The sequence below is a fragment of the Nonomuraea sp. IBHARD001 genome, assembly GCF_056106265.1.
The window spans coordinates 5,285,353-5,310,465 of the sequence record NZ_JBWBBW010000002.1 but is presented as its reverse complement, the minus strand read 5'-3'; the positions used below and the strand labels follow the sequence as shown (position 1 = coordinate 5,310,465).

The 25,113-nt window shown below is 71.0% G+C and carries 19 protein-coding genes and 1 pseudogene; 8 read left to right on the top strand and 12 right to left on the bottom strand.

What is annotated here, in order from left to right:
- Positions 1-13 precede the first annotated feature (13 nt).
- From ACTWNK_RS26250 to ACTWNK_RS26235, 4 genes are read left to right on the top strand one after another with little or no spacing between them, the layout of a single operon-like run.
- Positions 14-1,321 carry an MFS transporter gene (locus tag ACTWNK_RS26250; RefSeq protein ID WP_474307200.1) on the top strand — a complete coding sequence of 436 codons (1,308 nt, stop codon included), beginning with the start codon at positions 14-16 and terminating at the stop codon, positions 1,319-1,321.
- Between the two features lie 44 nt (positions 1,322-1,365).
- Positions 1,366-2,253 (top strand): hypothetical protein, encoded by an 888-nt coding sequence (locus ACTWNK_RS26245; protein ID WP_474307199.1) that lies wholly within the window; start codon positions 1,366-1,368, stop codon positions 2,251-2,253.
- The gene (locus ACTWNK_RS26240) at positions 2,250-3,284 is read left to right on the top strand and encodes a DUF917 domain-containing protein (RefSeq protein ID WP_474307198.1); all 1,035 of its coding nucleotides are present in this window, start codon (positions 2,250-2,252) and stop codon (positions 3,282-3,284) included. The genes ACTWNK_RS26245 and ACTWNK_RS26240 overlap by 4 nt, the downstream gene beginning before the upstream one ends.
- Complete coding sequence (locus ACTWNK_RS26235; protein ID WP_474307197.1) at positions 3,281-4,726, top strand: PucR family transcriptional regulator; 1,446 nt, start codon at positions 3,281-3,283, stop codon at positions 4,724-4,726. The genes ACTWNK_RS26240 and ACTWNK_RS26235 overlap by 4 nt, the downstream gene beginning before the upstream one ends.
- Before the next feature lie 24 nt (positions 4,727-4,750).
- Here the strand turns inward: ACTWNK_RS26235 and ACTWNK_RS26230 are convergent, their stop codons facing one another.
- The 5 genes from ACTWNK_RS26230 to ACTWNK_RS26210 all read right to left on the bottom strand — a co-directional run bounded on the left by ACTWNK_RS26230 (position 4,751) and on the right by ACTWNK_RS26210 (position 12,098).
- Positions 4,751-6,379: a hydantoinase B/oxoprolinase family protein gene (locus tag ACTWNK_RS26230; RefSeq protein WP_474307196.1), complete on the bottom strand. Its 1,629-nt coding sequence runs from the start codon at positions 6,377-6,379 to the stop codon at positions 4,751-4,753.
- On the bottom strand, positions 6,376-8,406 hold the full coding sequence (locus ACTWNK_RS26225; RefSeq protein ID WP_474307195.1) for a hydantoinase/oxoprolinase family protein: 2,031 nt from the start codon (positions 8,404-8,406) through the stop codon (positions 6,376-6,378). The genes ACTWNK_RS26230 and ACTWNK_RS26225 overlap by 4 nt, the downstream gene beginning before the upstream one ends.
- Positions 8,407-8,507: 101 nt before the next feature.
- Positions 8,508-9,617, bottom strand: a complete 1,110-nt coding sequence (locus ACTWNK_RS26220; RefSeq protein ID WP_474307194.1) for an epoxide hydrolase family protein — start codon at positions 9,615-9,617, stop codon at positions 8,508-8,510.
- An 86-nt stretch (positions 9,618-9,703) separates the two neighbouring features.
- Positions 9,704-11,704 carry a tetratricopeptide repeat protein gene (locus tag ACTWNK_RS26215; RefSeq protein WP_474307193.1) on the bottom strand — a complete coding sequence of 667 codons (2,001 nt, stop codon included), beginning with the start codon at positions 11,702-11,704 and terminating at the stop codon, positions 9,704-9,706.
- A gap of 34 nt (positions 11,705-11,738) precedes the next feature.
- Entirely contained in the window at positions 11,739-12,098 is a 360-nt protein-coding gene (locus tag ACTWNK_RS26210; protein ID WP_474307192.1) for a hypothetical protein, read from the bottom strand.
- 99 nt (positions 12,099-12,197) lie between these two features.
- On the opposite strand from ACTWNK_RS26210, the gene ACTWNK_RS26205 reads away from it, so the two are divergent.
- Both ACTWNK_RS26205 and ACTWNK_RS26200 read left to right on the top strand, forming a co-directional pair.
- Positions 12,198-12,827: an IMPACT family protein gene (locus tag ACTWNK_RS26205; protein WP_474307191.1), complete on the top strand. Its 630-nt coding sequence runs from the start codon at positions 12,198-12,200 to the stop codon at positions 12,825-12,827.
- 60 nt (positions 12,828-12,887) lie between these two features.
- Positions 12,888-13,532 (top strand): DedA family protein, encoded by a 645-nt coding sequence (locus tag ACTWNK_RS26200; protein WP_474307190.1) that lies wholly within the window; start codon positions 12,888-12,890, stop codon positions 13,530-13,532.
- Here the strand turns inward: ACTWNK_RS26200 and ACTWNK_RS26195 are convergent.
- Positions 13,529-14,758: an isochorismate synthase gene (locus ACTWNK_RS26195; protein WP_474307189.1), complete on the bottom strand. Its 1,230-nt coding sequence runs from the start codon at positions 14,756-14,758 to the stop codon at positions 13,529-13,531. The genes ACTWNK_RS26200 and ACTWNK_RS26195 overlap by 4 nt on opposite strands.
- A gap of 233 nt (positions 14,759-14,991) precedes the next feature.
- On the opposite strand from ACTWNK_RS26195, the gene ACTWNK_RS26190 reads away from it, so the two are divergent.
- Positions 14,992-15,840, top strand: a complete 849-nt coding sequence (locus ACTWNK_RS26190) for an SGNH/GDSL hydrolase family protein (protein ID WP_474307188.1) — start codon at positions 14,992-14,994, stop codon at positions 15,838-15,840.
- 47 nt (positions 15,841-15,887) lie between these two features.
- On the opposite strand, the gene ACTWNK_RS26185 is transcribed toward ACTWNK_RS26190, so the two are convergent.
- From ACTWNK_RS26185 to ACTWNK_RS26160, 6 genes and pseudogenes are all read right to left on the bottom strand, one after another.
- Positions 15,888-16,256 carry a fluoride efflux transporter FluC gene (locus ACTWNK_RS26185; RefSeq protein WP_474307187.1) on the bottom strand — a complete coding sequence of 123 codons (369 nt, stop codon included), beginning with the start codon at positions 16,254-16,256 and terminating at the stop codon, positions 15,888-15,890.
- Positions 16,253-16,663 carry a fluoride efflux transporter FluC gene (locus ACTWNK_RS26180; protein WP_474307186.1) on the bottom strand — a complete coding sequence of 137 codons (411 nt, stop codon included), beginning with the start codon at positions 16,661-16,663 and terminating at the stop codon, positions 16,253-16,255. Before ACTWNK_RS26180 ends, ACTWNK_RS26185 begins: the two co-directional genes overlap by 4 nt.
- A gap of 69 nt (positions 16,664-16,732) precedes the next feature.
- Positions 16,733-18,004, bottom strand: a complete 1,272-nt coding sequence (locus ACTWNK_RS26175) for a glycosyltransferase family 4 protein (RefSeq protein WP_474307185.1) — start codon at positions 18,002-18,004, stop codon at positions 16,733-16,735.
- 162 nt (positions 18,005-18,166) lie between these two features.
- The gene (locus tag ACTWNK_RS26170) at positions 18,167-21,277 is read right to left on the bottom strand and encodes a S41 family peptidase (protein ID WP_474307184.1); all 3,111 of its coding nucleotides are present in this window, start codon (positions 21,275-21,277) and stop codon (positions 18,167-18,169) included.
- A 508-nt stretch (positions 21,278-21,785) separates the two neighbouring features.
- The gene (locus ACTWNK_RS26165; RefSeq protein ID WP_474307183.1) at positions 21,786-21,908 is read right to left on the bottom strand and encodes a hypothetical protein; all 123 of its coding nucleotides are present in this window, start codon (positions 21,906-21,908) and stop codon (positions 21,786-21,788) included.
- A gap of 1,102 nt (positions 21,909-23,010) precedes the next feature.
- A pseudogene (locus ACTWNK_RS26160) lies at positions 23,011-24,660 on the bottom strand (Rv2578c family radical SAM protein); the annotation flags it as partial.
- A 121-nt stretch (positions 24,661-24,781) separates the two neighbouring features.
- On the opposite strand from ACTWNK_RS26160, the gene ACTWNK_RS26155 reads away from it, so the two are divergent.
- A complete protein-coding gene (locus ACTWNK_RS26155; protein WP_474307182.1) occupies positions 24,782-25,075 on the top strand; it encodes a DUF3040 domain-containing protein in 294 nt (97 codons plus the stop codon).
- The last annotated feature ends 38 nt before the right edge of the window (positions 25,076-25,113 follow it).

Genomic DNA, 25,113 nt, shown 5'->3' with positions numbered 1-25,113 from the left:
CCGAGGAGCACTCATGACCGCCGTCGACACACCGGCGCTGCCCATCGGGGCGGCGTTCGACAGGATGCCGTTCACCCGAAGGCACGTCCTCATCGCACTCGCCCTGTTCATCGCCTTCGTCATCGAGTCGTGGGAGCAACTCGCGCTCGTCTACGTCTCGGGCGACCTCGGCACCGCCTTCGGGCTCGACGAGGGCGGCATCGGGCTGGTGCTGTCGGCCGTGGCGCTCGGCATGATCCCGGGCGCGCTCGTCTGGGGGCCGGTCGCCGACCGCATCGGCCGCAAGCCCGCCAGCTTCTGGTCGCTCATCGCCTACGGGGTGATCGCGCTGGCCTCGGCCTTCGCACCGAACGTCGGCGTGCTCATCGCCCTCAGGGTCGCCTCTGGCCTGGCCCTGGCGGGCGTCTACACCATCACCTTCCCGTACTTCCTCGAACTGCTGCCCACCAGGAGCAGGGGCCGGGCCGCGGTGTACCTGTCGATCGGCTGGCCCATCGGCATGCTCGCCGCCATCGGCGCGTCGGTGTGGCTCGGCGACCTCGGCTGGCACGTCGTCGTCATCGCCAGCGCCGCCGCCGGGCTGTGGGCCTTCGCGATCAGGGCCTGGGTGCCCGAGTCGCCGTACTGGCTGGCGGCGCGCGGGCGGCAGGAGGAGGCGCGGGCGGTGCTGCGCGAGCTGGGCAGCCCGGACGCCGACGCCACCTTCGTCGCCGAGGCGCGCCCGGCGGGCAACCCGCTCGATCTGCTGCGCGGCAGGCTGCGCAAGATCACTGTGGTGATGTTGCTGCTGAACTTCGCCTTCAACTGGGGCTACTGGGGCCTGCAGACCTGGCTGCCGACGCTGCTGCAGGAGAAGGGCCTCAGCATGGACGCCTCGCTCGGCTTCGCCGCGCTGAGCGCGCTCATGATGATCCCCGGCTATGTCAGCGCCTCGTTCCTGACCGGCAGGTTCGGGCGTAAGAAGGTGTTCCTGTCCTACGTGGTGGCCGCCGCGCTCGGCGGGCTGTGGTTCGCCACCGCCTCCACCATGACCGGGCTCTACCTCGGCAACTTCGTCCTGTCGTTCTTCGGCCTGGGCGCCTGGGGCGTGTGGAACACCTGGAACGGCGAGTTCTACCCCACCGCGCTGCGCGGCACCGGCTACTCCTGGGCCACCGCCTCCCAACTCGTCGCCACCACCGTCGCGCCCTCGGCCGTCGGCGTGCTGCTGGCGCACGCGACCGGCTTCACCGCGACGATGATGGTCATCAATGCGTTCATGGTGGTCACGGCGCTGCTGGCGATCCCGCTGCCCGAGACCGAAGGCCGCGGGCTGGAATGATCATCGGCGCCGAGCCCGGACCGCGGGGAAGTGTCCTCGCGGCCGTGCTCGACGGCGTCCTGCTGCGCTGGTGGCACGCACCGTCCGGCGTCGTGCCCGAGGCGGGCCCGGCCAGGGCGGTGTGCGTGGCGGCCGACCTCGACGACACGCGACGGGCGCCGGTCGCGGTGATCCGCGCGGCCGGCCCCTGCCCGGACGCGCTCGGCCCCCTGGTACGGCTGCCGCCCGGCTCGGGGGTGGCCACGATCGTGCGCGGCGGCCACAGCCTCACCGGCCGCCCGCTCGGGCCGCTGGACACCGATGCGGTCAGGAGGTTCGCCGCGCGGTGCGGCCTGCGCGACTTCGCCGTCACCGCCGCCGGTTCGCCGGTGCTCGCCGACCACGAACTGGCCATCGCCGAGGCCGTCGCCGCCGAGGTGCCGGGTGCGCGCATCACGCTGTCCTACGAGATCGGCCGTGCCGGGCTGCGCGAGCGCGAGGACGCCGCCGTGCTCAACGCCGCGCTCGGGCCCGGCGCGGGCGAACTCGCCGACGAGGTGGCCGCCGCCTTCCCCGGCCTGCCGGTGTACTTCGCCAGGAGCGACGCCGGGCTCGTCTCGGCCCACTACTTCCGCCGCTACCCGCGCATCGGCTACCGGGGAGCCCGGGCGAGCAGGGCGGCGGGCGCGACGGCCGGTCCGGAGGCCGCGGCGGCGTTCGGGGCGGCACTCGCCAGGCCGATGGCCGAGGTCGAACGCATCGTCCAGGCCAGGGGCAGGGCCGAGCTCGACCGGGCCCTGGCCGACGCGGCCGACGAGGTGCTGACCCGTGTGGTCAGCGCGGGAGCGGCTCCCGGCTCCTCGCGCATCGCCTCCACCACGGTCAACCCGCTGTCCTACCTGCCCGACGGCCTGTTCCGGGTTCGCATGGTGGCCGAAGGGGCGACGCCGTGAGCCGCCTGCTCGACGCCGGGCAGCTCGCGACCTATGCGGCCGGGTCGCGGCTGCTGGCCACCGGAGCCGCCGAGTCGTCGTTCCTGCTGGCCAGGGACTGGGCCTCGGCCGTGCTCGGCGCGGGCGTCGAGCTGGTCACCACGCGGGAGCTCGCCCCTGCCGTGCGCTGCGCCGCCGTGACACTCGTCGGCTCCACGACCGCGCTCGGCGAGCAACTGCCCTCCGGCGACGAGCCCGAACGCGCGGTCAGGGCGCTCGAACGCAGGATCGGCGGGCAGATCGGCGCCGTCCTGGCGCTCAACCTGGCGGCGGAGAACGCCCTCATCCCGCTCATCGCCGCCGCGCGCCTCGGCGTGCCGCTCATCGACGGCGACGCCGCCGGACGGGTCTTCCCGCTGGTCGAGCAGACCACGCTCACCCTGGGCGGCATCGGCTCGACGCCGCTGGCCGTCGCCGGGCCCAGTGGTGAGCTGGTGATGCTGGAGACCGCGCCCGACCGGGTGGAGGAGCTGCTGCGTCCCGTCGTGCTCTCGCTCGGCGGCTGGGGGGTGGCCGCGTGTTACCCGGCGCGTGCGGCCGACCTGTGCGGCGTCGTGGTGCCCGGCACGGTCAGCCGCCTGCTGGAGGCGGGCACACCGGGCGCTCCCCGCTCGCTCGCCGCGCCGTACGGCGTGCGGACGTTGTGCGTGGGGGAGGTGCTCAGGGTGGAGGGCAGCACCGGGCACGGCGCCGATCTGACGCTGCCCTCGCTGCCCTCCAGCATCGTGATCGAGGAGAGCGAGGGCCTGGGCAGGCTGGTCAGGCTGGAGGCGCACAACGAGATCGTGCTGGCCCTGGCCGACGGGGCCGCGCTCGCCTCCGCGCCCGACCAGATCTGCATGATCTCGACGGCCGACGGCGTGGTCGTCGATGTGGACAAGGCGGAGCCGGGCATGCGGGTGGAGGTCATGGTGGTCACGGCGGCGCCGGTGTGGCACACGGAGGCGGGCAGGGCGCTCGGCGGGCTCGGCGCGTTCGGGGTGGCGCTGTGAGCGTCGCGCGGGGAGCCGGGTGGGAGGCGCCGGTCACCGTGGCCGAGCTCGTCAACGGCGGCCCGCTGGCCGGGGCCAGGATGTACGGCACGGGCGCCAATCCCGTGCACGAGGTACGCATCGTGGACGACCTGGCGGTGTTCGCCTCGGTGGCGCCGCACACGGCCGTCGTGCTGATCGGCGCGGCTGCCAGCGGCGGGTGGGCGGTCGAGATGGCGATGCGCCGGGCGTGGGAGCAGGCGGCGGCCTGTGTGATCGCGCCTTCCGGCGGGGTGAGCGCCGGTTCGGGCGGCGTCCTGGCCGAACGGCTGGGCGTGACGCTGATCTTCGTGGACGCCGATCCCCTCGTCACCGCCGTACGCGTCGCCTCGGCCGCAGCCAGGCCCGAGGCCGCCCGTACCCAGCTCGTGGCCCGCTGCGCCACCCGGCTGGCGGAGGCGGGCGCCTCGGCCAGACGCGTCCTGGGCGTCCTCAACGCCGAACTACCGGGTACGGCTGTCGCGTTCCTCGACGAGCGAGGGGCGCACGTGGCCGGACGCCGGGACGGGGCGCAGGCGTTGGTCGAGGTGGAGGTGGGCGGGCTCGGCGTGCTGGTGGCCCGAGGGCCTTCGCGCTCGCCCGGGTGGCCTTCGGTGCTGCGGGCGGTGCTGACCCTGGCGGTGGCCCCCCTGACGGCCTGGGCCGCCACCGAACGCCTGGCCGCCTCCCGCGACTTCGACGCCCGGTCCGCGCTGGCTTCGCGCCTGCTCGACGACGCCGACGCCGATGACGCTGTCGACATCTCCGACCTGTCCGACAGCGACTCCCACCTCAAGGCCGTGGCGCTCGGCTGGCCGACCACCGGCACGCTGACCGCGTTCGTGCTCCTGCCGACCGGTGAAGGCCACCGTGACGACGCCGCCGCCGTCGCCGCGCTCCTGCCCCCTGGCCCCCTCACCCGCCGCGGCGACGGCTGGGCGGGCTGGTCGGCGGCGCCGCCCGACGTGCTGTGCGAGCGCCTGAGCGAGACCATGGCCGTCCTGCCCTTCCCCTGCTCGGCGGGCATCGGCGTCACGGCCGAAGGGCTGGCGGGCGTGCGCGGGTCGCTGCCGGGCGCCGAGGCGGCGGCGTTCGTCGCCGGGCGCGGCGCCGTGACCAGGGCCGATCGCATGGGACCAGGCGAACTGCTGGCCGCCCTCCCGGCCACCGTGCTCGCCGGACCCGCCCACGTCGTGCTCGGGCCGCTCACCGCCATGGACAAGGACGGCACGCTGGTGCGAACCCTGGCCGCCGTGCTCGACGAGGGAGGCGCGCAACGGGCGGCCGAGCGGCTCGGCGTGCACCGCAACACGGTCACGGCCAGGCTGGAGCGCGTCAGGGCGGCCGGGTTCGACCTGGACGACCCGGCCACCCGCCTGGCCCTGCATCTGGCCTGCCACGTGCTCATCGGCCGCGACGGCTGACCGCCCGCGCGGCGCCCGTGGGCGTCAGGCGCTCGTCATGCCTTCGGCCAGGTCGCGGGCCGAGGCGGCGGGGTCGCGCAGGGCGGGGGAGCCGTAGCCGCCTCCGCCTCCGGACTCACAGCGCAGCACGTCGCCCCGCCGTACCGGTAGGGCGTTGACCTTGAGCATCTCGCGTTCGGCGGGTGTGCCGGGGTTGAGCACGACGCGCGGCGGGGCGCCGTCGCCGCCTCCGGACAGGCCCCACGCGGGGGTGACCGAGCGCTCGAACCACAACGAGAGCGAGGTGTCGCCGCTGAACTCGTACTCGCGCACGACGCCGTTGCCGCCGCGCCAGCGCCCGGCGCCGCCGGTGTCCGGCCTGACCTGGTAGCGGGTGACGCGCACGGGGAAGAGCGTCTCCAGCACCTCGATCGGCATGTCGCGCAGGGAGCCGTTGACACTGTTGATCAGGCAGGTCTCACCGTCGCCGCCCTCCCACGCGCCCCAGCCGCCCACGGTGGCCTCCTGCGAGACGTAGAGCTTGCCGGTGCGCGGATCGGTGCCGGTGAACTGCACGATGAGGGAGTCGCCGTAGCTGGCGGCGGCGGCCTTGTCCGGCATGACCGGCGCGAGCGCCTTGACCACCAGGTCGATGAGCAGCCCGAGATGCGAGTAGTAGTACTGACAGGCGGCGGGCGAGGTGGCGGCCAGCATGGAGCCGGGCCGCGTGAGCACCGAGAGCGGTGCGAAGGAGCCCCCGTTGAGCGGCACGTCCCCGCTGACCAGCAGCTTGTAGGCCACCCGCACGGCCGCCACGGCCTGGGCCGCGCCGCAGTTGACCGGACCGGTCGCCTGGTCGGCGCAGTCGGTGAGGTCGACCGCGATCGACTCGCCCGACACCGTCACGGTGACGTTGACCGGCAGGGGAGTGGCCAGGTCGATGCCGTCGTTGTCGAGGAACCCGCCCGCGGTGTAGACGCCGTCGGGGATCGCGCCGATCGCGGCACGCTCCATGCGCTCGGTCTGGGCGAAGATCTGCTCGCGCGCCGCCATCACGGTGGGCAGGCCCCAGCGCGAGACGATCTCGGCCAGGCGCCGCTGCCCGGTCATCGCACACGCCACCTGCGCCCGCATGTCCCCGAGCGTGGCATGCGGGAAGCGCACGTTGCGCGCGATGACCTCGTGCAGGTCGGCGCACGGCTCCCCGCCCGCGTAGACCTTGACCGGGCCCAGCCGCAGCCCCTCCTGGAAGATCGAGGTGGAGTCCATCGAACCGCCGGGATCCTTGGACCCGACGTCCAGCCAGTGCGCACGCGAGGCGGCGAACCCGGCCAGCTCGCCATCGGCGAAGATCGGCCCGTACACGGTGACGTCGTTGAGATGCGTGCCGCCGATGTAGGAGTCGTTCAGCACCCAGACGTCGCCCTCACGCCAGACCTCACGCCCGTACAGCCGCTCGGTCTCGCGCGTGCACACCTCCAGGTTGCCCAGGAAGATCGGCAGCCCGGACGACTGGCCGAGCACGTTGTGCTCACGGTCGAGCAGCGCCACCGCGCAGTCCTTCGCCTCGTAGATCACGGGCGTGTAGGAGGAGCGGATGAGCGTGGTGTTCATGTCCTCGGCCGCCTGCAGCAGAGCACAGCGGATGATCTCCGTGGTCACCGGGTCGATCACTGGACGCCTCCAACCTTGATGATCAGGAATCCGTTGCCGTCGACCGTGGCCAGGCAGCCGGGCGGGATGACGGTGGTCGCGGTCTCCTCGACCACGATGGCCGGGCCCGCGAGCTCCCCGCTCAGCCCGTCGCGCCGCAGCACCGGCGTCCGGTGCACCTCCCCGTCGAAGATCACATCCCGTACGGCAGGCTCCGCGTGCGCGCCCGGCGACTCGAACGCGCCCGGCGAGCGGGGGAAGGAGCCGAAGCCGGTGCTGCGGACCATGACCAGCTCGACCGGCGCCTCCGGCGTGGCATGGCCGTACCTGGCGGTGTGCGCCTCGGCGTAGCGAGCGGCCAGGGTGGCCAGGAAGCCGGGCTCGCCGGGCTCGGCCGCGCCGGTCAGGGCGATGGTGAGCGTGTAGTCCTGGCCTTCGTAACGCATGTCGACCGCGTGCTCGACCCGGCGCCGATCGGCCGGGACGCCCTGCGCGGTCAGGGCGTCCAGCGCCTGCAGCTCCAGGGTGAAGAGCTGGGCGGCCAGGTCGGCGCCGTCGAGGTCGTCCTGTGCGCGGAAGTACGGATGGGTCAGGTCACGCCTGACCTCGGCCTCCAGCATGCCCCACGCCGAGAAGGCGCCGGGGAAGCGCGGCACGACGACCTCGCCGATGCCGAGCTCACGTGCGATGAACACCGCGTGCATCGCGCCGGCGCCGCCGAAGGCCACGAGGGCGAACCGTCCCGGCTCGACGCCGTGCTCGACGGTGAGGGTACGGATGGCCTGGGCCATCTTGGCGTTGGCGACGTCGCACACGCCTTCGGCCAGCCGCAGCGGGTCGAGGTCGAGCTCCTCGGCCAGGGCGGCGATCGCGGTCCCGGCGGCCTCGACGTCCAGCGTCATCAGCCCTCCGGCGAACCACGCCGGGTCGACCCTGCCGAGCACCACGTTGGCGTCGGTGACGGTCGCCCTCGTGCCGCCCCTGCCGTAGCAGGCCGGACCGGGATCGGCGCCCGCCGACTCCGGCCCGACGCGCAGCGCGCCCGCCTCGGCGTAGGCGATCGAGCCGCCGCCCGCGCCGATCGTGTGCAGGTTGACGATCGGCATCAGCACGGGGAAGCCCTCGATACGCGCCTCGGAGCTGATGTCGGGACGGCCGTCGACGACCAGCGAGACGTCGAACGACGTGCCGCCCATGTCCACGCAGATGGCATTGTCCCTGCCCAGCAGCCTGGCCGCGGCGACGCCGCCCATCGTGCCGCCGACCGGGCCCGACAGCAGCGTCTGCAACGGGCGGCGCATCGCGTAGGAGGCGTTGACCAGCCCGCCCGACGACTGCATGACGTGGACGGGCACGCCCAGGCCGCGCTCGGCGAACCGCTCCTCGATCCTGGCCAGGTAGCGGCGTACGACGGGACCGGTGTAGGCCTCCAGCACGGCGCTCGAGGTGCGTTCGTACTCGCGCCATTCGCGGGCCACCTCGTGCGAGAGCACGACGAGCACGTCGTCGCCGAGCTCCTCGGCCAGGATCTGCCCGGCGCGGATCTCGTGCGCCGGGTTGGCGTAGGCGAACAGCAGGCACACGGCGACGGCGTCGAAGCCCTCCTCACGCGCCCTGGCCGCAGCCTGCCGTACGGCGTGCTCGTCCAGAGGGGTGAGCTCGTGTCCACGCCAGTCGAGCCGGCCCGCCGCCTCGGCCACGTCGCGGCGGGGCAGCAGCGGTTCGGGCTTGCGGTAGCGCAGGTCGAACATGCGCTCACGGTTGCCTCTGGCGATCTGGTAGACGTCGCCCGCGCCCGCACTGGCCAGCAGCAGCACGCGGGCGCCCTTGCGCTCAAGCAGCGCGTTGAGGCCCTGGGTGGTGCCGTGCACGAAGAAGGAGATGCCCGCCGGGTCGTCGACCACCCGGCCGAGCGCGGCGAACACGCCTTCGGCGAGGTCTCCGGGTGTGGTCGGCGCCTTCGACGCGGTGACGGCGCCCGTGCGCTCGTCGTAGCTGACGACGTCGGTGAAGGTACCGCCGATGTCCATGGCGACTCGGTAGCTCATGGGGCGACCGTATGTCGTGCCTGCCGCCCGCCGGGTGTGCGCGACGCACACGGACGCCCCGCGCGCTGGGCGGCGCGCACTGCCACTCAGCTCAACGCGGCTCAGCCCAGCGCGGCGAAGAAGGCCCGGACGTCGGCGACATAGGACTCGGGCTCCTCCAGCGCGGCGAACGTGCCGCCGCGCTCGTACTCCTTCCAGTGCACGATGGCGTTGTCGCGCTCGGCGAAACGCCGGATCGGGCGCAGGATGTCCTTGGGGAAGACCGCGACGCCGGTGGGCACGGTGGCGGTGGTGAGCTCCCACTCCACACCGGTGTCCTCGGAGGTGTCGGGCGTCTCCACGAACGAGCGCGCGGCCGAGCCCGCGGTGTTGGTCAGCCAGTAGAGCATGACGGTGGTCAGCAGGCGCTCGCGTGGGACGCCCTTGACGTCGCTCCACTCGTGGAAGACGCCGGTCAGCCAGGCCAGCAGCCCGAGCGGCTCCGACACCACGGCGGCGAACGTCTGCGGCCTGGCCGACTGGATGAGCTTGTAGCCGTACTGCTCGCTCATGTAGCTCTGGCGGAAGGCCATGCGCTCCTGCTCGATCTCGCTCAGGCCGTCGAGCTCGCCGGGTGCGCCGATCGGGAAGCAGATGAGGCCGTTGCCGTGCACGCCGACGACGCGTTCGGGCGCGAGCACGCCGACCTCGCGGGAGATCCACGACCCCCAGTCGCCGCCCTGCACGCCGAACCTGGCGTAGCCGAGCCTGTCCATCAGCTCCAGCCACGCCTTGGCGATGCGCGTGGAGCCCCAGCCGAACTCCGTGGTCGGACCCGACAGGCCGTAGCCGGGCAGGGAGGGGATGACCAGGTGGAAGTCGGCCGACAACGCGTCGATCACATCGAGGTACTCGATCGGCGAGCTCGGCCAGCCGTGCGTGATGAGCAGCGGCAGGGCGTGCTCCGCGGCCGAGCGCACGTGCAGGAAGTGCACGCGCTGCCCGTCGATCTCGGTGGTGAACTGCGGCCACGCGTTCAGCTCGGCCTCGGCGGCCCGCCAGTCGTAGCCGTCGCGCCAGTGCCCGACGAGCTCCTTGAGGTGGTCGAGCGGCACGCCGTACGTCCAGCCGTGCCCCGGCACCTCGCTGGGCCAGCGCACCCGGTCGAGCCGCTCACGCAGGTCGTCGAGGTCGTGCTGGGGGACGTCGAGCCGGAACGGGGTGATGGTCACAGAGTCTCCTTGATTGCCGTACGCCGTACCGTACATCGTACGGAGTCGGGCATGCAAGCGGAGGCGTCGGCAAATTTCCGGAAATGTCAGGCCGTGCTGCGGCTGTAGGCGACGATCTCCCTGACCCACTCGTTCAGCCGCTCGTCCGGCCGTAGCAGCCCCCGGGCCAGCGCCTGCGTGCGATCGGCCGCCTCGACCGCCTCCTCGCCCCGGCCGAGCATGCCCAGACACACCGCGACCAGCCCGACCCGCGCCACCAGATCGTGCGGCCTGGCCACGGGTGCCCGCGTGGTGATCTCCACCGCCTCCCGCAGGTACGGCAGCGCCGAGTCCGGCCTCTGCAGGTCGATGAAGGCCACACCGAGGGAGTAGAGGCTGGCCGCGAGCGAGGGATGGCCGTCGGGCAGGCAGGCACGCGCGATGCCGAGCGCCTGCTCCTGCAGGGCCAGCGCCTCCTCCAGCCTGCCGACCGAGGTCATGGCGTGGGCCAGGTCGCTCAGGTACAACGCGTGATGCGGATGCGGGGCAGGCAGTGCGGACTCGGCGATCCGCACGGCGCGTTCGGCCGAGGCCAGCGCCTGCTGCCCTTCGCCCTGGTTGACCAGGTAGATGGACAGATTGCTGAGATGCCAGGCCAGATCGGGATGCCCGGGCGGCAACGTCCGCTCCGCCGCGGCCACGGCCTGGCGCTGCAGCTCCATCGCACGACCCTGCACCATCGTCTCGCCGAGCGGCGAGGCCAGATTGGCCAGGTGCCACGGATGGTCGGCGGTGCCGGGCCGCGACAGGGCCAGGGCGCGTTCGGCCCAGTCGGCGGCCTGGTCGAGGCGGTTGGTCAGCCGCAGCGCGCGGGAGGCGTCGAGCAGCAGTCTGCGCAGGTCGTCGGTGGCCGGGGCGTCCGGGAGCAGGTGTTCCAGCTGGGCGACGACGGCCGCGCCCTCGGGCCAGTCGACGGCGGCGAAGTCGTGCGAGCCGGGCAGATGGGCGGCGAGCGCGGACAGCGCCTGCGCGCGTGCCTGCTCAAGAGCGCCCGAGCTCCGCGCGTCCGCCAGCACCGAGTCCTGGGCGAGCCGGTGCAGGGCGATGGCGGTGCCGGTGGTCTTGACCAGCCCCTCCTTCTCCAGCAGCGCGAGCTCGCCCGCACGCTCGGGCGGCAGGAACATCCTCGGCACCTCGCCCGGCGTCAGGCACGCGAGCATCCGCAGCAGGCCGAGCGCCGGGCCGGGCAGCGCGCCGAAGCTGATCGACAGCGCCCTGCCGACCGCGTGCCCGGCCGTGCCCGCCTCGCGTTCGGCGTCCTCGCGCAGCTGGCGCAGGTAGGCGCCGGGGTCGGTGGCGCTGGCGCCCAGATGCGCCCCGGCCTGCTCGACCGACAGCGGAAGGTACTCCAGCGCCCTGGCCACCTCCATCGCCACCCCGGCCTCGACGTGCCGCCCCGCGCAGGCCAGCAGCAGCTCGACGGCCGAGCCGGGGTCGAGCACGTCGAGGGCGAGCAGGCTGCGTGTGCCCCAGGCCCTGGCTGGCCGCTCCAGCCTGGTGGTGATGATGAAGTGCCCGCTCTGCTTGAGCTGCACGGTCAGGCCCGAGACGTCGGCCGGGTCCTCCACGTTGTCCAAGACGATCAGCCAGCCCGGGTGGGCCCGCAGCCAGGCCCTGGCCCAGACGACGGCCTGGGCCTGCGGCACGCCGGGGTGCTCGGGCAGCAACTCCCTGGTCAGCTCGGCCAGCCCGCGGTCCACGCCCGCCGCGCTGTCGGCGACGATCCACCACACGAGCCCGTAGCGTGCGCGATGCGTCTCGGCGTGCTGGATGGCCAGCTCCGACTTGCCGATGCCGCCCCGGCCGTGCAGCACGTGCGTGGTGCCCGACGCCGTCAGCGCCCGGCTGGCCTCGGCCCTGCCGACGAAGTCGAGCGCGGGATGGCGCGGCAGGTTGGACAGCCACGACGGCGCGGGCACCTCGCCGACCGGCGGCAGCTGCACGGCGCTCTCGCCGATCCTGGCGCCGTTGCCGGTGATGATGAGTCCGGTGTTGTCCCTGCCGACGGCCGTGCCGCGCTCGCCGGGCGGCGGGAAGGGTGTGCTCATGAGGGGCGCTCTCCAGCCGGTCCGGATGCGGGGTTCAGCGCTGGTAGCCGTCGCCGGTAATGATGATCCCGGTGCTGTCGCCGCCGATGGCCACCGAGCGCGTGCCACTGGCGTGCACCGAGGGGGAGGGGGCGTGGGCGCCCAGCCTGGCCTCGACCTCGCGGCGCAGGGCGTCGTCGGCCAGCGCCGAGCGCACCGCGCTCTCCAGCACGCCTCGCGGGGGAGCGTCATCGGGGTCGGCCGCGATCTCGGCGACCGCCGAGCGCAGCGCCGGGTCGGGGGAGGGGAACAGCAGGCTCATCAGGCTCGTGGGGGGAGCGCTCTCGCGGTGTTCGCCGATCTCGGCCAGGACGACGGGCATGGCTCGGCGCGCGAGGTTCTTGATATCCGTCACCCTGCGAGCGTAGTCGCGTGTTCACCGGTGGGAGGGCGACTTTCCGGGCCCAATTTATGATCTACATTGTAAAGGCACAGGCACCTCTATGCTGGTCGGATGGCCGCGCCGTACCTGACCTTGACCGATGTCGCCGAGCACGAGACGGAGGCCAGGCGCTCGCGCTTCCTGTGCGCGCTGGCTCCGGCCGCGACGGTCGGGCAGGCGGCGGCCTTCATCGCCGAACGGCGCAGGCTGCATCCGTCGGCGACCCACCACTGCACCGCCTACGTCATCGGTGCGAGCATCCGCAAGGGCGACGACGACGGGGAGCCTGGCGGCACAGCGGGCACGCCCATGGTGCAGGCGCTGGTCGGCAGGGGCTTCAGCGACGTCGTCGCGGTCGTGACGAGGTACTTCGGCGGCGTCCTGCTCGGCGCGGGCGGCCTGGTGCGCGCCTACGGCTCGGCCGTGACCGAGACCCTCGACCGGGTGCGCCCGGTGCGGATGATCCCGGCCAGGCTGATGCGCGTATCGGCCGACCACGCGCTGGCCGGACGCCTGGAGAGCGATCTGCGCGCCTCCTCCTACGCCGTGCGCGAGGTGGGCTACGGCGCCGAGGTGGTGTTCACGGTCGCGGTGGCGCAGGAGCGCGAGACGGCGTTCGCCGACTGGGTGGCCACGCTGACGGCAGGCAGGGCAAAAGTCGACATAGGGGAGGAGATCCATGTCCCCCTTGATCGGGAATGAGGCGTAGGTCACACCGAGGGTTCGACGCACCACAACCGGGCAGTTCATAGCCTCATTCCCATGCCATCACTGTTTCTCGACAAGATCGCCGACTGGGCCGTCGGCCTCATGGAGGCGCTCGGCGCCCCGGGGGCCGGTTTGGCGATCATGCTGGAGAACCTCTTCCCCCCGCTGCCGAGCGAGGTCATCCTGCCGCTGGCCGGGTTCACCGCGAGCCAGGGGCACATGAGCCTGCTCGCGGCCATCCTCTGGACGACCGCCGGATCGGTCGTGGGGGCGCTGATGCTCTACGCGCTGGGCGCGCTGCTCGGGCGTGAGCGGGTGGTGGCCATCGCGTCGAAGCTGCCGTTGATCAAGGTCTCCGACATCGAGAAGAGCGAGGACTGGTTCAACAGGCACGGCCGCAGCACGGTCTTCTTCGGGCGGATGATCCCGGTCTTCCGCAGCCTGATCTCCATCCCGGCGGGCGTCGAGCGTATGCCGCTGGGCACGTTCACCCTGCTGACGCTGGCGGGCAGTGGGCTGTGGAACACCGTGTTCGTGCTGGCCGGATACCTGCTGGGGGAGAACTGGCACCTGGTCGAGCAGTACATGGGCATCGTCTCGAAGGTCGTGCTCGGCGTGGCGGCCCTGGCCGTACTGTGGTGGATCGTGCGGCGGGTCCGTGAGAGCCGCGCCGCCTCCGGCTCCGACGAGGCCTCCTAGCCCTCCAGGGCGTACTGCATGACGCGGAACTTGGCCTGCGCCTCGGCGAGTTCGGCGGCCGGGTCGGAATCGCCCATGATGCCGCACCCGGCGAACAGCCTGGCCCGCCTGCCCGACACCAGTCCGGAACGCAGGGCGATGCCCCACTCGCCGTCGCCCTTGGCGTCGATCCAGCCGACCGGCCCGGCGTAACCGGCCCGGTCCATGCCTTCGACCTCGCGGATGACCTCGATCGCCTTGGGTGTGGGGGTGCCGCCGACGGCCGCCGTGGGATGCATGGCCTCGACGACGTCGAGCACGGAGGCGCCGTCGGCCAGCCGCCCGCTGACCGGGCTGGCCAGATGCTGCACGTTGGGCAGCACGAGCAGCTCGGGCTCTTCGGGTACGGCGAGCTCGGCGCACAGCGGTGCGAGCGTCTCGCGCACGGACGCGATGGCGCAGGAGTGCTCGTTGCGGTCCTTGGCCGAGGCGAACAGCGCCCTGCCCCTGGCCAGGTCGTCGGCCTCGTCGCCGCCACGCGCGGTCGTGCCGGCCAGCACCAGCGACTCGATCTGCTGGCCGGTGCGCCGGATGAGCAGCTCGGGCGTCGCGCCGACCAGCCCGGCGACGGAGAAGGTGTAGCACTCAGGATAGCGCCTGGCGAGCCTGGCCAGCAGCAGTCGCACGTCGATGGGGTGCTCGGCGGTGGCGGTCAGGTCGCGGGCCAGCACGACCTTCTCCAGCTCGCCGTCGCGGATGCGCCGGGCGGCACGCGCCACGACGGCCTCCCACCCGGGCGCGGTGAGGCTGCCGTCGCCGTAGCTGATGCGCCCCGGCGACCTCACCGGCGTGATGTCGTCGAGCCTGACCGGCCCCACGGTGGTCAGCCAGGCCCGCCCGCCACGCCTGGCGAGCACGGCACGCGGCACGACGAGGACGGATCCGGCGACGCGTTCGTCGAAGGTGAAGCTGCCGAACGCCACCGGCCCGGCCCCGGGCGCCTCGACGCCCGATGACACGTGCGCCTCGCCGAGCGTGGCGGCCAGCCAGCGACGGGCCCAGGCGAAGCGGCCGGGACCGGGCGGCACCGCGACGCGTGCGGCCTCGCCCCATCCGACCAGGCCTTCGCCGTGCCTGATCCAGGCATAGGGCGCGGTCTGCGGAAGGCGTGCGAGCAGGTCGCCTGGGTCGCCGACGGGGCTGGTGCGAACCGTCAGTGGGCGGGTGATTCCGAGCGCGACACTCACGCCAGCCACTCTATGCCGGAACTGAACGCGTTCGACTCAAGCGAATGTGAGATGTCGGTTACAACACCGGCAAAGTACAAAACTCCGACATCGCCCGGTATTGAGGGCATCCCGATATCCGTCGTGCTGTCAAGCGGCGATAGGAAGTGGGTTGGGGGTAGGCATAGCTTGCCGTCCGGTCATGGTGGCCGTGGCCTGGTGATCTCTAGCTTGGGATGCCCCTGGAGGTGACCGTGACCCGTCCGCTGGTGTCCGTACTCGTGCTCGTCGCCGCGCTGCTGCCGCAGGCGCTCATGCCCGCTCCCGCGTCCGCGTCGGGCGCGCGCGAGCCGCTGCCGACCGTGATGGCGGCGCTCGGCGACTCCATCAGCGCGGGGTTCAACGCCTGCGGCTGGTACGTCTCGTGCACCTCGCGCTCCTGGTCGGCGGGCGACCACGCCGATGTGCGCAGCCACTACACGCGGCTGCTCGAACTCGGCCCGGCGATCAAGGGCGGCAACCGCAACTTCGCCGTGCCCGGCTCCACCAGCGCCGACCTCATGGGCCAGGTCCGCCAGGCGGTCGACGCCAAGGCCGGATACGTCACCGTGCTCATCGGCGCCCAGGACGCGTGTGTGAGCACGGAGAAGGCGATGACACCGGTGGCCACCTACCGCAAGCGGGTGGCGGCGGCCTTCGGCGAACTCGGGGCCGGGCTGCCCGGCGCCCGGGTGTTCGTGGCGAGCATCCCCGACCTGCGCAGGCTGTGGCAGGTCGGCAGGAACAATGTCGTGGCCCGCACGTTCTGGGCGCTGGGCCGCATCTGCCCGGCGATGCTGGTCAACCCCACCTCCAAGGCGGCCAAGGACAACGACCGCAGGGCCAGGGTCAGGGCGCGCATCATCGCCTACAACGAGGTCCTGGCCGAGCAGTGCTCGATCTACGGCCCGGCCTGCCGCTTCGACGGGGGAGCGGTCTTCGCCTATCCCTTCACGCTGGGGCAGATCAGCAAGTGGGACTACTTCCACCCCAACGCCGAGGGCCAGCGCCGTCTGGCGGCCGAGACCTTCCCGGCGGGCTTCCCCTGGCAGGACCCCCGATAGGGCCGGTTCGACCAGCTTCAACCAGCTTCAACCGGCTTCGAGCGGCTTCAACCGGCGAGCGCCTCGGCCAGCGTCACACCGCACACCGCGGCGCCGAGCCCCGCGGCGACGCTCACCAGCGCGTTGAGCACGCCCAGCGTCCGCGCCCCGCCACCGAGCAGCGCCACCGTCTCGTAGCCGAACGTCGAGTACGTCGTCAGCGCCCCGCAGAGCCCGGGACCGAGGAAGGCGGCCCACCCGGGCGAGGCGGGCAGCCCCACCACGAACCCCAGCAGCGCCGACCCCGCCACATTCACACTCAGCGTCCCGAACGGAAAACGCCCCCCGTGCCAGGCCTGGACCGCCCGGTCGGCCAGATAGCGCATCGGCGCTCCCACGGCGGCCCCCGCCGCGACCAGCAGCACGGCAGCGCTCACGACCCGGCCCTCAGCAGCCCGGCCACCCCACGCCCGACCACGACCCCGGCCTGCGTCGCGCCGATCGCACACACCAGCGTCACCGCCAGGTAGACCAGCGCCGTGCGCGGCGAGCCCGCCTTCATGGCCTCGTGCGCGTCGACGGCGTACCCGGAGAAGGTCGTGTACCCGCCGAGCACCCCCGTCCCGAGGAAGGGCCGCCACAGCGGCGAGGCGGACGGCGTCGCGGCCAGCACCGTATACAGCACACCGATGAGCAGGCACCCGGAGACGTTGACCGCGAACGTCGGCCAGGGAAAGCCACCCGGCGCCCACGGAACGGCGACGACCAGCCCGTACCTGGTCAGCGCCCCCACGACGCCACCCGCGGAGATCGCCGCGAGGACGGTCAGGATGCGTGGCGGCACGACCCCTCCGAGATCAGGCGAACGGGATCTTGAGTATAGGCAGCGCCGGGCGGCAGGCGTCGAGCCAGGTCAGAGCGGGCGTGGCGGACGCACGTAGGTGCCCTGGCGCCGGGCCAGGAGCTCGGTGAACAGCGCGTCCCACTGCGCGCCGACCGCCTGCGGGTTGTAGGTCCTGGCCGTCACCCTGGCCCCCGCGGCCAGATCGCGGCGCAGGTCGCGGTCCTCGATGACGCGGTTGATCGCGGCGGCGAGGTTGTCGACCGTACGCGGCTTGACCAGCAGGCCGTCGACCTCGTCGGTGAGCATCTCCTTGGGGCCGTGCGGGCTGTTGAAGCTCACGATGGCCAGGCCCGTCGCCATCGCCTCCAGGATCGTCATGGGGAAGCCCTCGTGGCGTGAGCTGCACACGAAGACGGAGGCGCGGGCCAGTTCGGCGCCGACGTCGGTGGTCGGGCCCGGCAGTTCGACCTTGCCGAGCAGGCCGCGGTCGTGGACCTCCTTGTGCAGGTTCTCCTCCTGCGGGCCCGCGCCGAAGATGCGCAGCGTCCAGTCGGGATGGGCGGCGGCCACCTGCTCCCAGGCCTCGATGAGTCGGTGGAAGCCCTTGAGCTTGGTCATCCGGCCCACGGCGACGACGACCTTGGCGTCGAGGTCGGCGCGTGAGCCGTTCATGTCGGGCACGGCGTTGGGGATGCGGGTGAGCTTGCGCGGCTTCCTGGTCAGGGTGGCGCGGTAGTCGCGCAGGTCGGCCTTGGTGAGGGTGACCAGCGCGTCGAGGTTGCGGTAGCGGCGCTTGATCAGCGCCTGCTGGGCCTCGGGCTGGGTCTGCAGGGCGACGTGCTCCTGGCCGATCGTGATGATGTGCGGCGGCGCGAGCTGGGCGGTGGCCAGGTTCAGGCCGGGCCTGGTGGTGATGAGCACACCGGTGTCGAGCGTGCGCAGGAACCTGGAGAGCTTGAGGTCGGTGTAGAGGTTGAAGCGGTGGTAGGCCGACTCCTGCTCGGGAATGAGCTTGCTCGGCCTGCCCGACAGCCAGGCGTTGACGCCGTGGTGCGGGGTGAGCCGGTCGTCGAGAAAGGTGAAGCGCACCCGAGGATCGATCGGGAAGAAGGGCTGCTCGGCCTCCTTCAGCACGCTGACGATCTCGACGTCGTGCTCCTCGACGAGATAGTCGGCGAGGTTGAACACCGTGCGGATCGTGCCTCCCATGCCGTGCGCGTGCAGCAGCAGGATGCGGACCTTGTGCGTGGAGGGCGGCGGCGCCTTGCGGGCCTTGCGGCGGTTGGCCGCCTGGTAGGCGCGGTAGATCGCCGATTTGCCCTTGCGCAGGATGACGCGCACTGGAAGGAGCCCCCTTCGTCCAGGTGGTGGCCGTACTACTGACCGGCCTTTGCCGGAACACGCGTGGCGGGCGGTGAGATGATGCTCACCGCCCGCGGGCGTGCTCGTCCGCCGGGTCGTTTCCCCGTGACCCGACACCCTGTTAGACGTCGGTTACGGGGCTTACGTTGCATCCCGCTGTGATTTTGGGCGTTGCGGGGTGTGTGGCGGGTGGTTTTTCAACAGGTCGAGGGCGGTGTCGACAGCGGTTTCGAGCTGCGTGTCATGGTTTGTGGCGTGATCGGCGGGAGTGATGTCCACCTCGATATCGGGCTCGGTGCCGTGGTTCTCGATCTGCCAGCCGACGTCGTCGAAGGCGAAGGAGAACTCCGGCTGGGTGGTGATCGTCCCGTCGGCCAGATGGTGCCGCGGCGAGATCCCGATGACGCCTCCCCATGTGCGCCTGCCGACGAGCGGGCCCAGACCGAGCAGCTTGAAGGTGTGGCTGAAGATGTCGCCGTCGGAGCCCGCCCACTCGTTGGTGAGCGCGACCAGCGGCCCGCGCGGCGACTCGGCCGGGTAGGGCGTCGGCCGCCCCCAGCGCGGGTAGTCGTAGCCGAGCCTGCGCCTGGCCAGCTTCTGCAGCAGCAGCCCGGAGACGTGCCCGCCGCCGTTGAACCGTACGTCCACGACCAGCGCGTGCCGGTCGTACTCGGTCAGGAAGCCACGGTGGAACTCGGCGTAGCCGTCGGGCCCCATGTCGGGCACGTGCAGATAGCCGACGCGGCCCTGGCTGCGTTCGTGGGTGAGGGCGCGGTTGGCCTCGACCCAGTCGCGGTAGCGGGCGGGCTGCTCGTCTGCCAGCGCCCGCACGACGACCGCGGCCCGGTCGGCGATCGTGAGCCTGATCTCCTGGCCCGCCTGGTTGACCAGGAGTTCGTCCGGGCTGACCGCGAGGCCGGTCGGCTGGCCGTTGACCGTGAACACCGCGTCGCCCGGGTGGGCCTCGACGCCCGGCCGGTTCAGCGGGGAGGTGGTGTCGGGGTCCCAGCGGTCGCCCTGCACGATGCGCCCGATGATCCAGTGGCCGTCCTCGAACCTCCAGTCGACGCCCAGCTTGCCCTGGGTGTAGTGCGGGCGGTTGCGGTAGGCGCCCCCGCTCTCGTAGGCGTGGCTGGTGCCGAGCTCGCCCAGCAGTTCCCACAGCAGGTCGGAGAACTCGCCCCTGGTGGTGACGCGGTCGACGAGCGGCAGGTAGCGGTGGTAGACGCCCTCCCAGTCGATGCCGGACATGTCGGCGCTCCAGAAGTTCTCGCGCTGCAGCCGCCAGGCCTCCCTGAACATCTGACGCCACTCCGCCTCCGGCCTGACCGACACCTTCACCCGGCCCAGGTCGATCCAGCCGCCCTGACGCGTGCTGCTCTCATCGTCGGGCGGCTCCTCGCCCGCCTTGATCACGCGTAGCCGGTCGTCGCTGCGGTACAGCAGGGTGGAGCGGTCGCGGCTGAGCCAGAAGTCAGACAGGTCGCCGGTCAGCGTCTCCAGCTTCTGCTTGGACAGGTCGTAGGCGTGCAGGGTGCCGTCGGCGGCCTCGGCATAGTCGTCACCCCTGCTGCCCTCCACCGGGAACGTCGACAGCAGCACCTTCTGCCTGAGCACCGCCACGCGGTCGTAGCGGCCTTCGGGCACCGGCATCACCACCACCCGGTCGGCCAGCCCCTCGGTGTCGATCTCCACGCTCACCTCGGCCGTCTCGTCCTCGTCCTCCTCCTTCAGCGGGCGCGGGCGCGGCACGAACGGCGAGCCGAGATCCTTGCGCAACGCGATGGCGTACGGGCGGGTGCCGAGCGGGAAGCCCAGGTCGAACTGCAGCTCGTCGTAGACCGGGTTGAACACGCGCTGGCCGAGGAAGTACAGGTAGTCGCCCCTCGGGTCGAAGGCCGGTCGCCTGTCACGCAGGATCGGCCTGGTCGCCGCGTGCGTGCTCGCCGTACGCGTGTCGTAGAGCATGATGGCGCTGCTGTGCTCGGTGTCCGGGCGGGTGTAGGCCAGCCAGCGGCCGTCTGGGGACCAGGCCGGGTCCTCGACGGCGCCGTACGGGCTGGAGTCGACGACCGTGAGCGTGCCGTCGTGCACGAGCAGGAGCTCGTTGCGGTGATTGGTCAGGGCGATCTTGTTGTCGACCGGGGAGACCTCGAGTTCGAGCACGCGTCCCGTGTCGAGGTGGGCCAGGCGCGTCTCGCCCTCGTCCAGCAGGACCAGCGTCTCGTCGTGGGTGTCGTCGCTGGCCGCCGCGACCAGCCGGTGCCCGTCGTTGAGCCAGGTCAGCAGCCGGTACCGCACGCCGTACGGGGTGCCGAGCTGGCTGACGGCGCCTTCCCAGCAGGCCAGGGTGAAGGCTTTGCCCCTGGTGGTGAGGGCCAGGCCTGATCCGTCCGGGTTCAGCGCGGCGCTGTCGAGGAAGTCCTCGGCGTCGGCGAAACGCCGGTTGCGCTGGGTACGCGAGCTGGGCAGCTCGATCGGCACGTGCCTGCTGTGGCCGTCCTCGATGAGATGCAGGTCGCCGCCCGCGTGGTAGACCAGCCTGCGGCCGTCGCCCGACAGGTTGCGCGCGTAGTAGTCGTGGTGGTGGGTGTGCCGGGTCAGGTCCAGGCCATCGGCCGTACAGGAGTAGACGTTGCCGACCCCTTCGTGGTCGGAGATGAAGTACAGCCGCCCGCCCGCCCAGCACGGCGCCGCCAGATTCCCCGCCAGCGTGATCAGCCGCCTGAAGTCCCGCCCGTCCCCGATCCACAGATCACCCGCCGTGCCCCCTCGATACCGCTTCCACCGCGCCGGTTCCCCCGTGTTACGCCCGATCACGATCGCATGCGCCCCCTGCCCGTAGGCGACGGAGTTCGCCGGCCCGTACGGCAGGCGCTCCGGGATGGCCGCATGCGGCAGCACCCGATGCAGCCACCGATACCCAGGGAAGGGCTGCCCCTGATCGCTGGCATAGACGACATGCCCGTCCGGATGCCATCCGACAACCGTCGACCGCGTGCCGTGGTAGGTGATCCGCCTGGCCGATCCACCGTCGGCCGGCATCACGTACACCTCTTCCGGCCCTTCCTCCCGCCCCGCGAAGGCCAGCTGGTCCCCACGCGGCGAGAACCGCGGATACGTCGCCTCCGCGACCCCCGCGGTCAGCCGGAAGGCCCGACCGCCGTTCGCAGGCACCATCCAGAGATCGTCCTCAGCAGCGAAGACCACCACATCCCCGAAGATCGTCGGGTATCGCACATACGCGGGCATGACGCACACACTCCGAAGATCAGGCAGGCGACTTGGGATGGGTGTTCTGGTGGGTTTTTCTGGGAGGGGCGGTCAGGTCGGCGCACCGGGATGGATGTACTGACGGATCTCCTGGAAGGGGCGGTCGGGTGGTCGATATGGACTGGATGGTCAGGTGGTTGCCCTGGGAGGGCGGTTAGGCGGTCGACATGGACAGGGTGGTCAGGTGGTCGCCCTGGGAGGGGCGGTCAGGCGGTCGACGCGGACAGGGTGGTCAGGTGGTTGCCCTGGGAGGGCGGTCAGGCAATCGACACGGACAAGATGGTCAGACAGTCGTCCGGGAGGGACGATCAGGCAGTCGACCCGGGAGGCCGACTGCCTGATCATGATCCCACTCCGACCACGCCGGGAACCGGTCCCTTGCGTGTCGTCATCGTGGTGTCGCTTGGAGTGCCGTCCAGTTGGTGACCTGGTCGGCCGGTTACCTGGCCGACTGGCTATCCGGTCGGCTGGGTACTCGGTCGAGTGGCTACTCGGTCGGCTCGGGGCGCTGCGCCTGCTTCTTGGCAGCCTTGCTGGCCCGCGTACTCTTGATCGCCGCCTTCTTGGCCTTGCCGGACTTGGCCCCTGGTTTCTTCTTCGCGTCTGCCATTTGGTTGTCCCCCTGTTTGTGTGATGTCCGGTTGGTGTGTTGAGTGGACATCGGTGGGGTTTATACCCATGGTGTGATGGAAGTCGACATTTTGTCTGGTTTGGGTGGATGGGGGCGGTGTTGTCGGACGGTTGTGTTGGAGCTTCAACGAAATGACGAGCCGCCCTCCATTACGACACTGCGCGCGCGTACGACACTTCGCGCGCGGGCTGTTGCGGGTGCCAGGCGTTGCGGGTGCCAGGCGCTCTTGGGGTGTGCATGAGAGCTGCCAACAGCAAGAAGTCAGCTCCGCCCACTCGACCAGGCACCGCCATCATCCCGAAGCCACAGCCGAGCCGTAGCGGCGTTCCCTGGCGATCCCGGCGCCCAGCTCGAACAAGATGCCCTCCAAGGCCTCCTGGCCGTCAAGCCGCATGCGCCCCGGATAGCGTCATCACCGCTGGTACTGGAGCAGCAACGGCACAACCACCTGCACATCCGCCCAGCCACCCGCAGCATCCACCACGGACAAGGACCCAACACCACCGCCCCACACCAACGGCCCACACCAACGGCCCACACCACCGCCCCAAGCCACAGACGACTGGACCACCACGCAGCGACGTGCAGTACCCCCGAGACTCCACGCACCCGCTGTAGTCCCTCAAAGCAGAGTGAGCTGCTCCCCTTCTTCATCACCTGGACGAAGCGACCGAGAAGCCCGACCCGAGCGATCCACGCCGGACACCCCACGAGACACCCCCGACCGCACCGAACCAGCTGAGTCTCCCGACATTCCCAACGCACCTACCGCATCACGAGCCCCTGGCCCACCAGAGAACGTCGACGAGCCGACAAGTTCCGAAGCGCCAGAGCGCGTCAAAGCCTCAGCCCGCACACCTCCACCAGCCCACCTCACATCACCAGCCCGCTCCACACCACGGGCTTCCCGCCCATCACCTACCTCCAGTCCATCACCTGCTTCCCTCCCGTCACATACGTCCTTCCCATCACATGCTTCCTTCCCGTCACGCCCCTGACCCTCCCCATCCGCCCGCCCCACTCCACCCGACTGCCCCTCCCCGCGCGACTGCCCCGCTCCCATCCCCATCCCCATCCGCCCACCCCGCCCCGACGCTTCTCGCCCAATCCCATACCGCCAAGCAAGCTCCCGAACTCGACCAGCCACCCGCTCCTGATACCCCTTAGGCGCGTAGGCCCCCCGCCCGTACAGCTCCAAATACCGAGGCACCAGCCGAGGATGCTCCCGAGACAACCACCCGAGAAACCACTCCCTGGCTCCAGGCCGCAAATGCAAGACGATCGGCGTAACGCTCGTGGCCCCACTCTCGGCAATAAGAGCAACCGTCCGCTCCAACTGCTCAGCAGAATCCCCCAGGTACGGCAGAATCGGTGCCATCAGCACCCCACACCCCACGCCGTTCTCATTGAGCGTGGCGCACACCTCCAACCGCCGCATCGGATTGGGCGTACCAGGCTCGACCGCCCGCCAAAGATCCGCATCGACGAACCCAACCGACACGGCAGCACTGGCATCAGTGACCTCGGCCGCCTCGGTCAGCAGATCAAGGTCCCGCAGAATAAGCGTACCCTTGGTCAAAATGGAAAACGGATTCTCCGCGTCAATCAGCGCCCGCAAAATCCCGCGCATAAGCTGATAGCGCCCTTCGGCCCGCTGATAACAGTCGACATTCGTCCCCATGGCAACGGCATGGCCACCCCAACGAGCCGACGCAAGCTCTTTCCTTGCCAGCTCGGCCGCGTTGACCTTGACGATAATCTTGGAGTCGAAATCAAGTCCAGCATCCAGATCAAGATATTCGTGTGTCTTACGAGCAAAACAGTTGTGCGAAACAACCCCGTCCGCAATAAAATCCCCCGTCCCCGTGGTGATGTCGTACAGCGTCATCTCACCCCCCAACGCCTCCACTCCCACCACCCGAAGCCCAGAACGCGCCTCCACAAGAACCCCATCAAGCCCTCCGTGCGACAAGGCGCTCGCCCCACTCCACGCACCTCCCACGCTGCGCCGCCCGGAATCCGCCTCCACCCCGAACGACAACACCCCCCGCGAGACGAGCGGCTCCCTTTCCGCCTGCCGCGTCCCAGGAGCCGAAGTCGGAGTCGGAGTCGGAACCGGGTAAGGCTGCCCCACCGGCCGACTTTCCCGCCCCAGTGCCGCCTCTCCTGACCGCAGAAGCTGCTCCGGCAGACCGACCAAACGATCGTCCGGCCCGAGATGAGGATGCCCAACACGAGCCTGACTCGGATGAGCGGTCAAGTGCTTCCACCCCTCCGCACTGAGAAACCGATGCTCCGCACTGGCAACTATCCGCGTGCCATCGGCCAACGTGAGCAGGTAAGCAGGCTTGACGCTCGACCAATGCGCCAACACCTCGGTGACCACCAGTCGACGCCCTCCAGCCCCATCCCGCGTCCCGTACACCCGGTCGCCAGGCCGTAGATCGGCCAACGCTTTCGTACGGCCGTCGGCCATCAGAATCGGCGTGTCGCCGCCCAGACAGTACGAACACGCATGACTGCAGCCGCGATAGGGATTGATCGTGTGCGAGAACGGCACCCTGCTGGCGCCCGGCACCCGGTTGATGATGGATTTCGCCTGGATCTCGTAGAACGTCATCCCCTTGAACTCCGGCGTGTCGAACGTCCGAGTGACCGCGCCGCGAGCGAACAGCGGCGCGGCAGGATCGGTCTGACCATCGTCGGTCAGACGCAGGTTGTCCCAGCGCATCTCATGATTAGAACAAAGGTTCGATCTAGATCGCAACCTGAAAACGTGTGCGATGGTATGGCTAATGATCTTCGGCTCTGGGCAGAAAGTCGGCACATAGCTTGTGTTGCGGAGGTGCGCCATGGCCTGGTCGCAGGACGAGGAACGGATGCTGGCCCAGATCGAGCATCACCTCGTCGATGAGGACCCACGGCTCGTTGCCCGTTTGGAGTCGTTCAACGAGCGGGTACGGCGCAGCGAGGACTCCTTGCGCCGCCGAGAGGCCAGGGCCCGCGGCGAAACCACCCCCCGACGCCGCCCACGCCGCTCCACGATCATCATCTTGGTCAGCTGGCTACTGATCGCAACCCTGGTGGCCACCCTCCTGGTCCTGGTCCTACGCCACGAAGCCGCCTCCGTAGCCATGGTCTTCTAACGCACTTCACTCGCGCCGATCATTGCGGTCGGCCGTTG

Bases quoted from the DNA above. Each gene is read 5' to 3' on its own strand.
- ACTWNK_RS26225 (WP_474307195.1), bottom strand. From the start codon at position 8,406: ATGAGCTACCGAGTCGCCATGGACATCGGCGGTACCTTCACCGACGTC.
- ACTWNK_RS26155 (WP_474307182.1), top strand. From the start codon at position 24,782: ATGGCCTGGTCGCAGGACGAGGAACGGATGCTGGCCCAGATCGAGCAT.
- ACTWNK_RS26250 (WP_474307200.1), top strand. From the start codon at position 14: ATGACCGCCGTCGACACACCGGCGCTGCCCATCGGGGCGGCGTTCGAC.
- ACTWNK_RS26205 (WP_474307191.1), top strand. From the start codon at position 12,198: ATGGCCGCGCCGTACCTGACCTTGACCGATGTCGCCGAGCACGAGACG.
- ACTWNK_RS26200 (WP_474307190.1), top strand. From the start codon at position 12,888: ATGCCATCACTGTTTCTCGACAAGATCGCCGACTGGGCCGTCGGCCTC.
- ACTWNK_RS26170 (WP_474307184.1), bottom strand. From the start codon at position 21,277: ATGCCCGCGTATGTGCGATACCCGACGATCTTCGGGGATGTGGTGGTC.
- ACTWNK_RS26165 (WP_474307183.1), bottom strand. From the start codon at position 21,908: ATGGCAGACGCGAAGAAGAAACCAGGGGCCAAGTCCGGCAAGGCCAAG.
- ACTWNK_RS26215 (WP_474307193.1), bottom strand. From the start codon at position 11,704: ATGAGCACACCCTTCCCGCCGCCCGGCGAGCGCGGCACGGCCGTCGGC.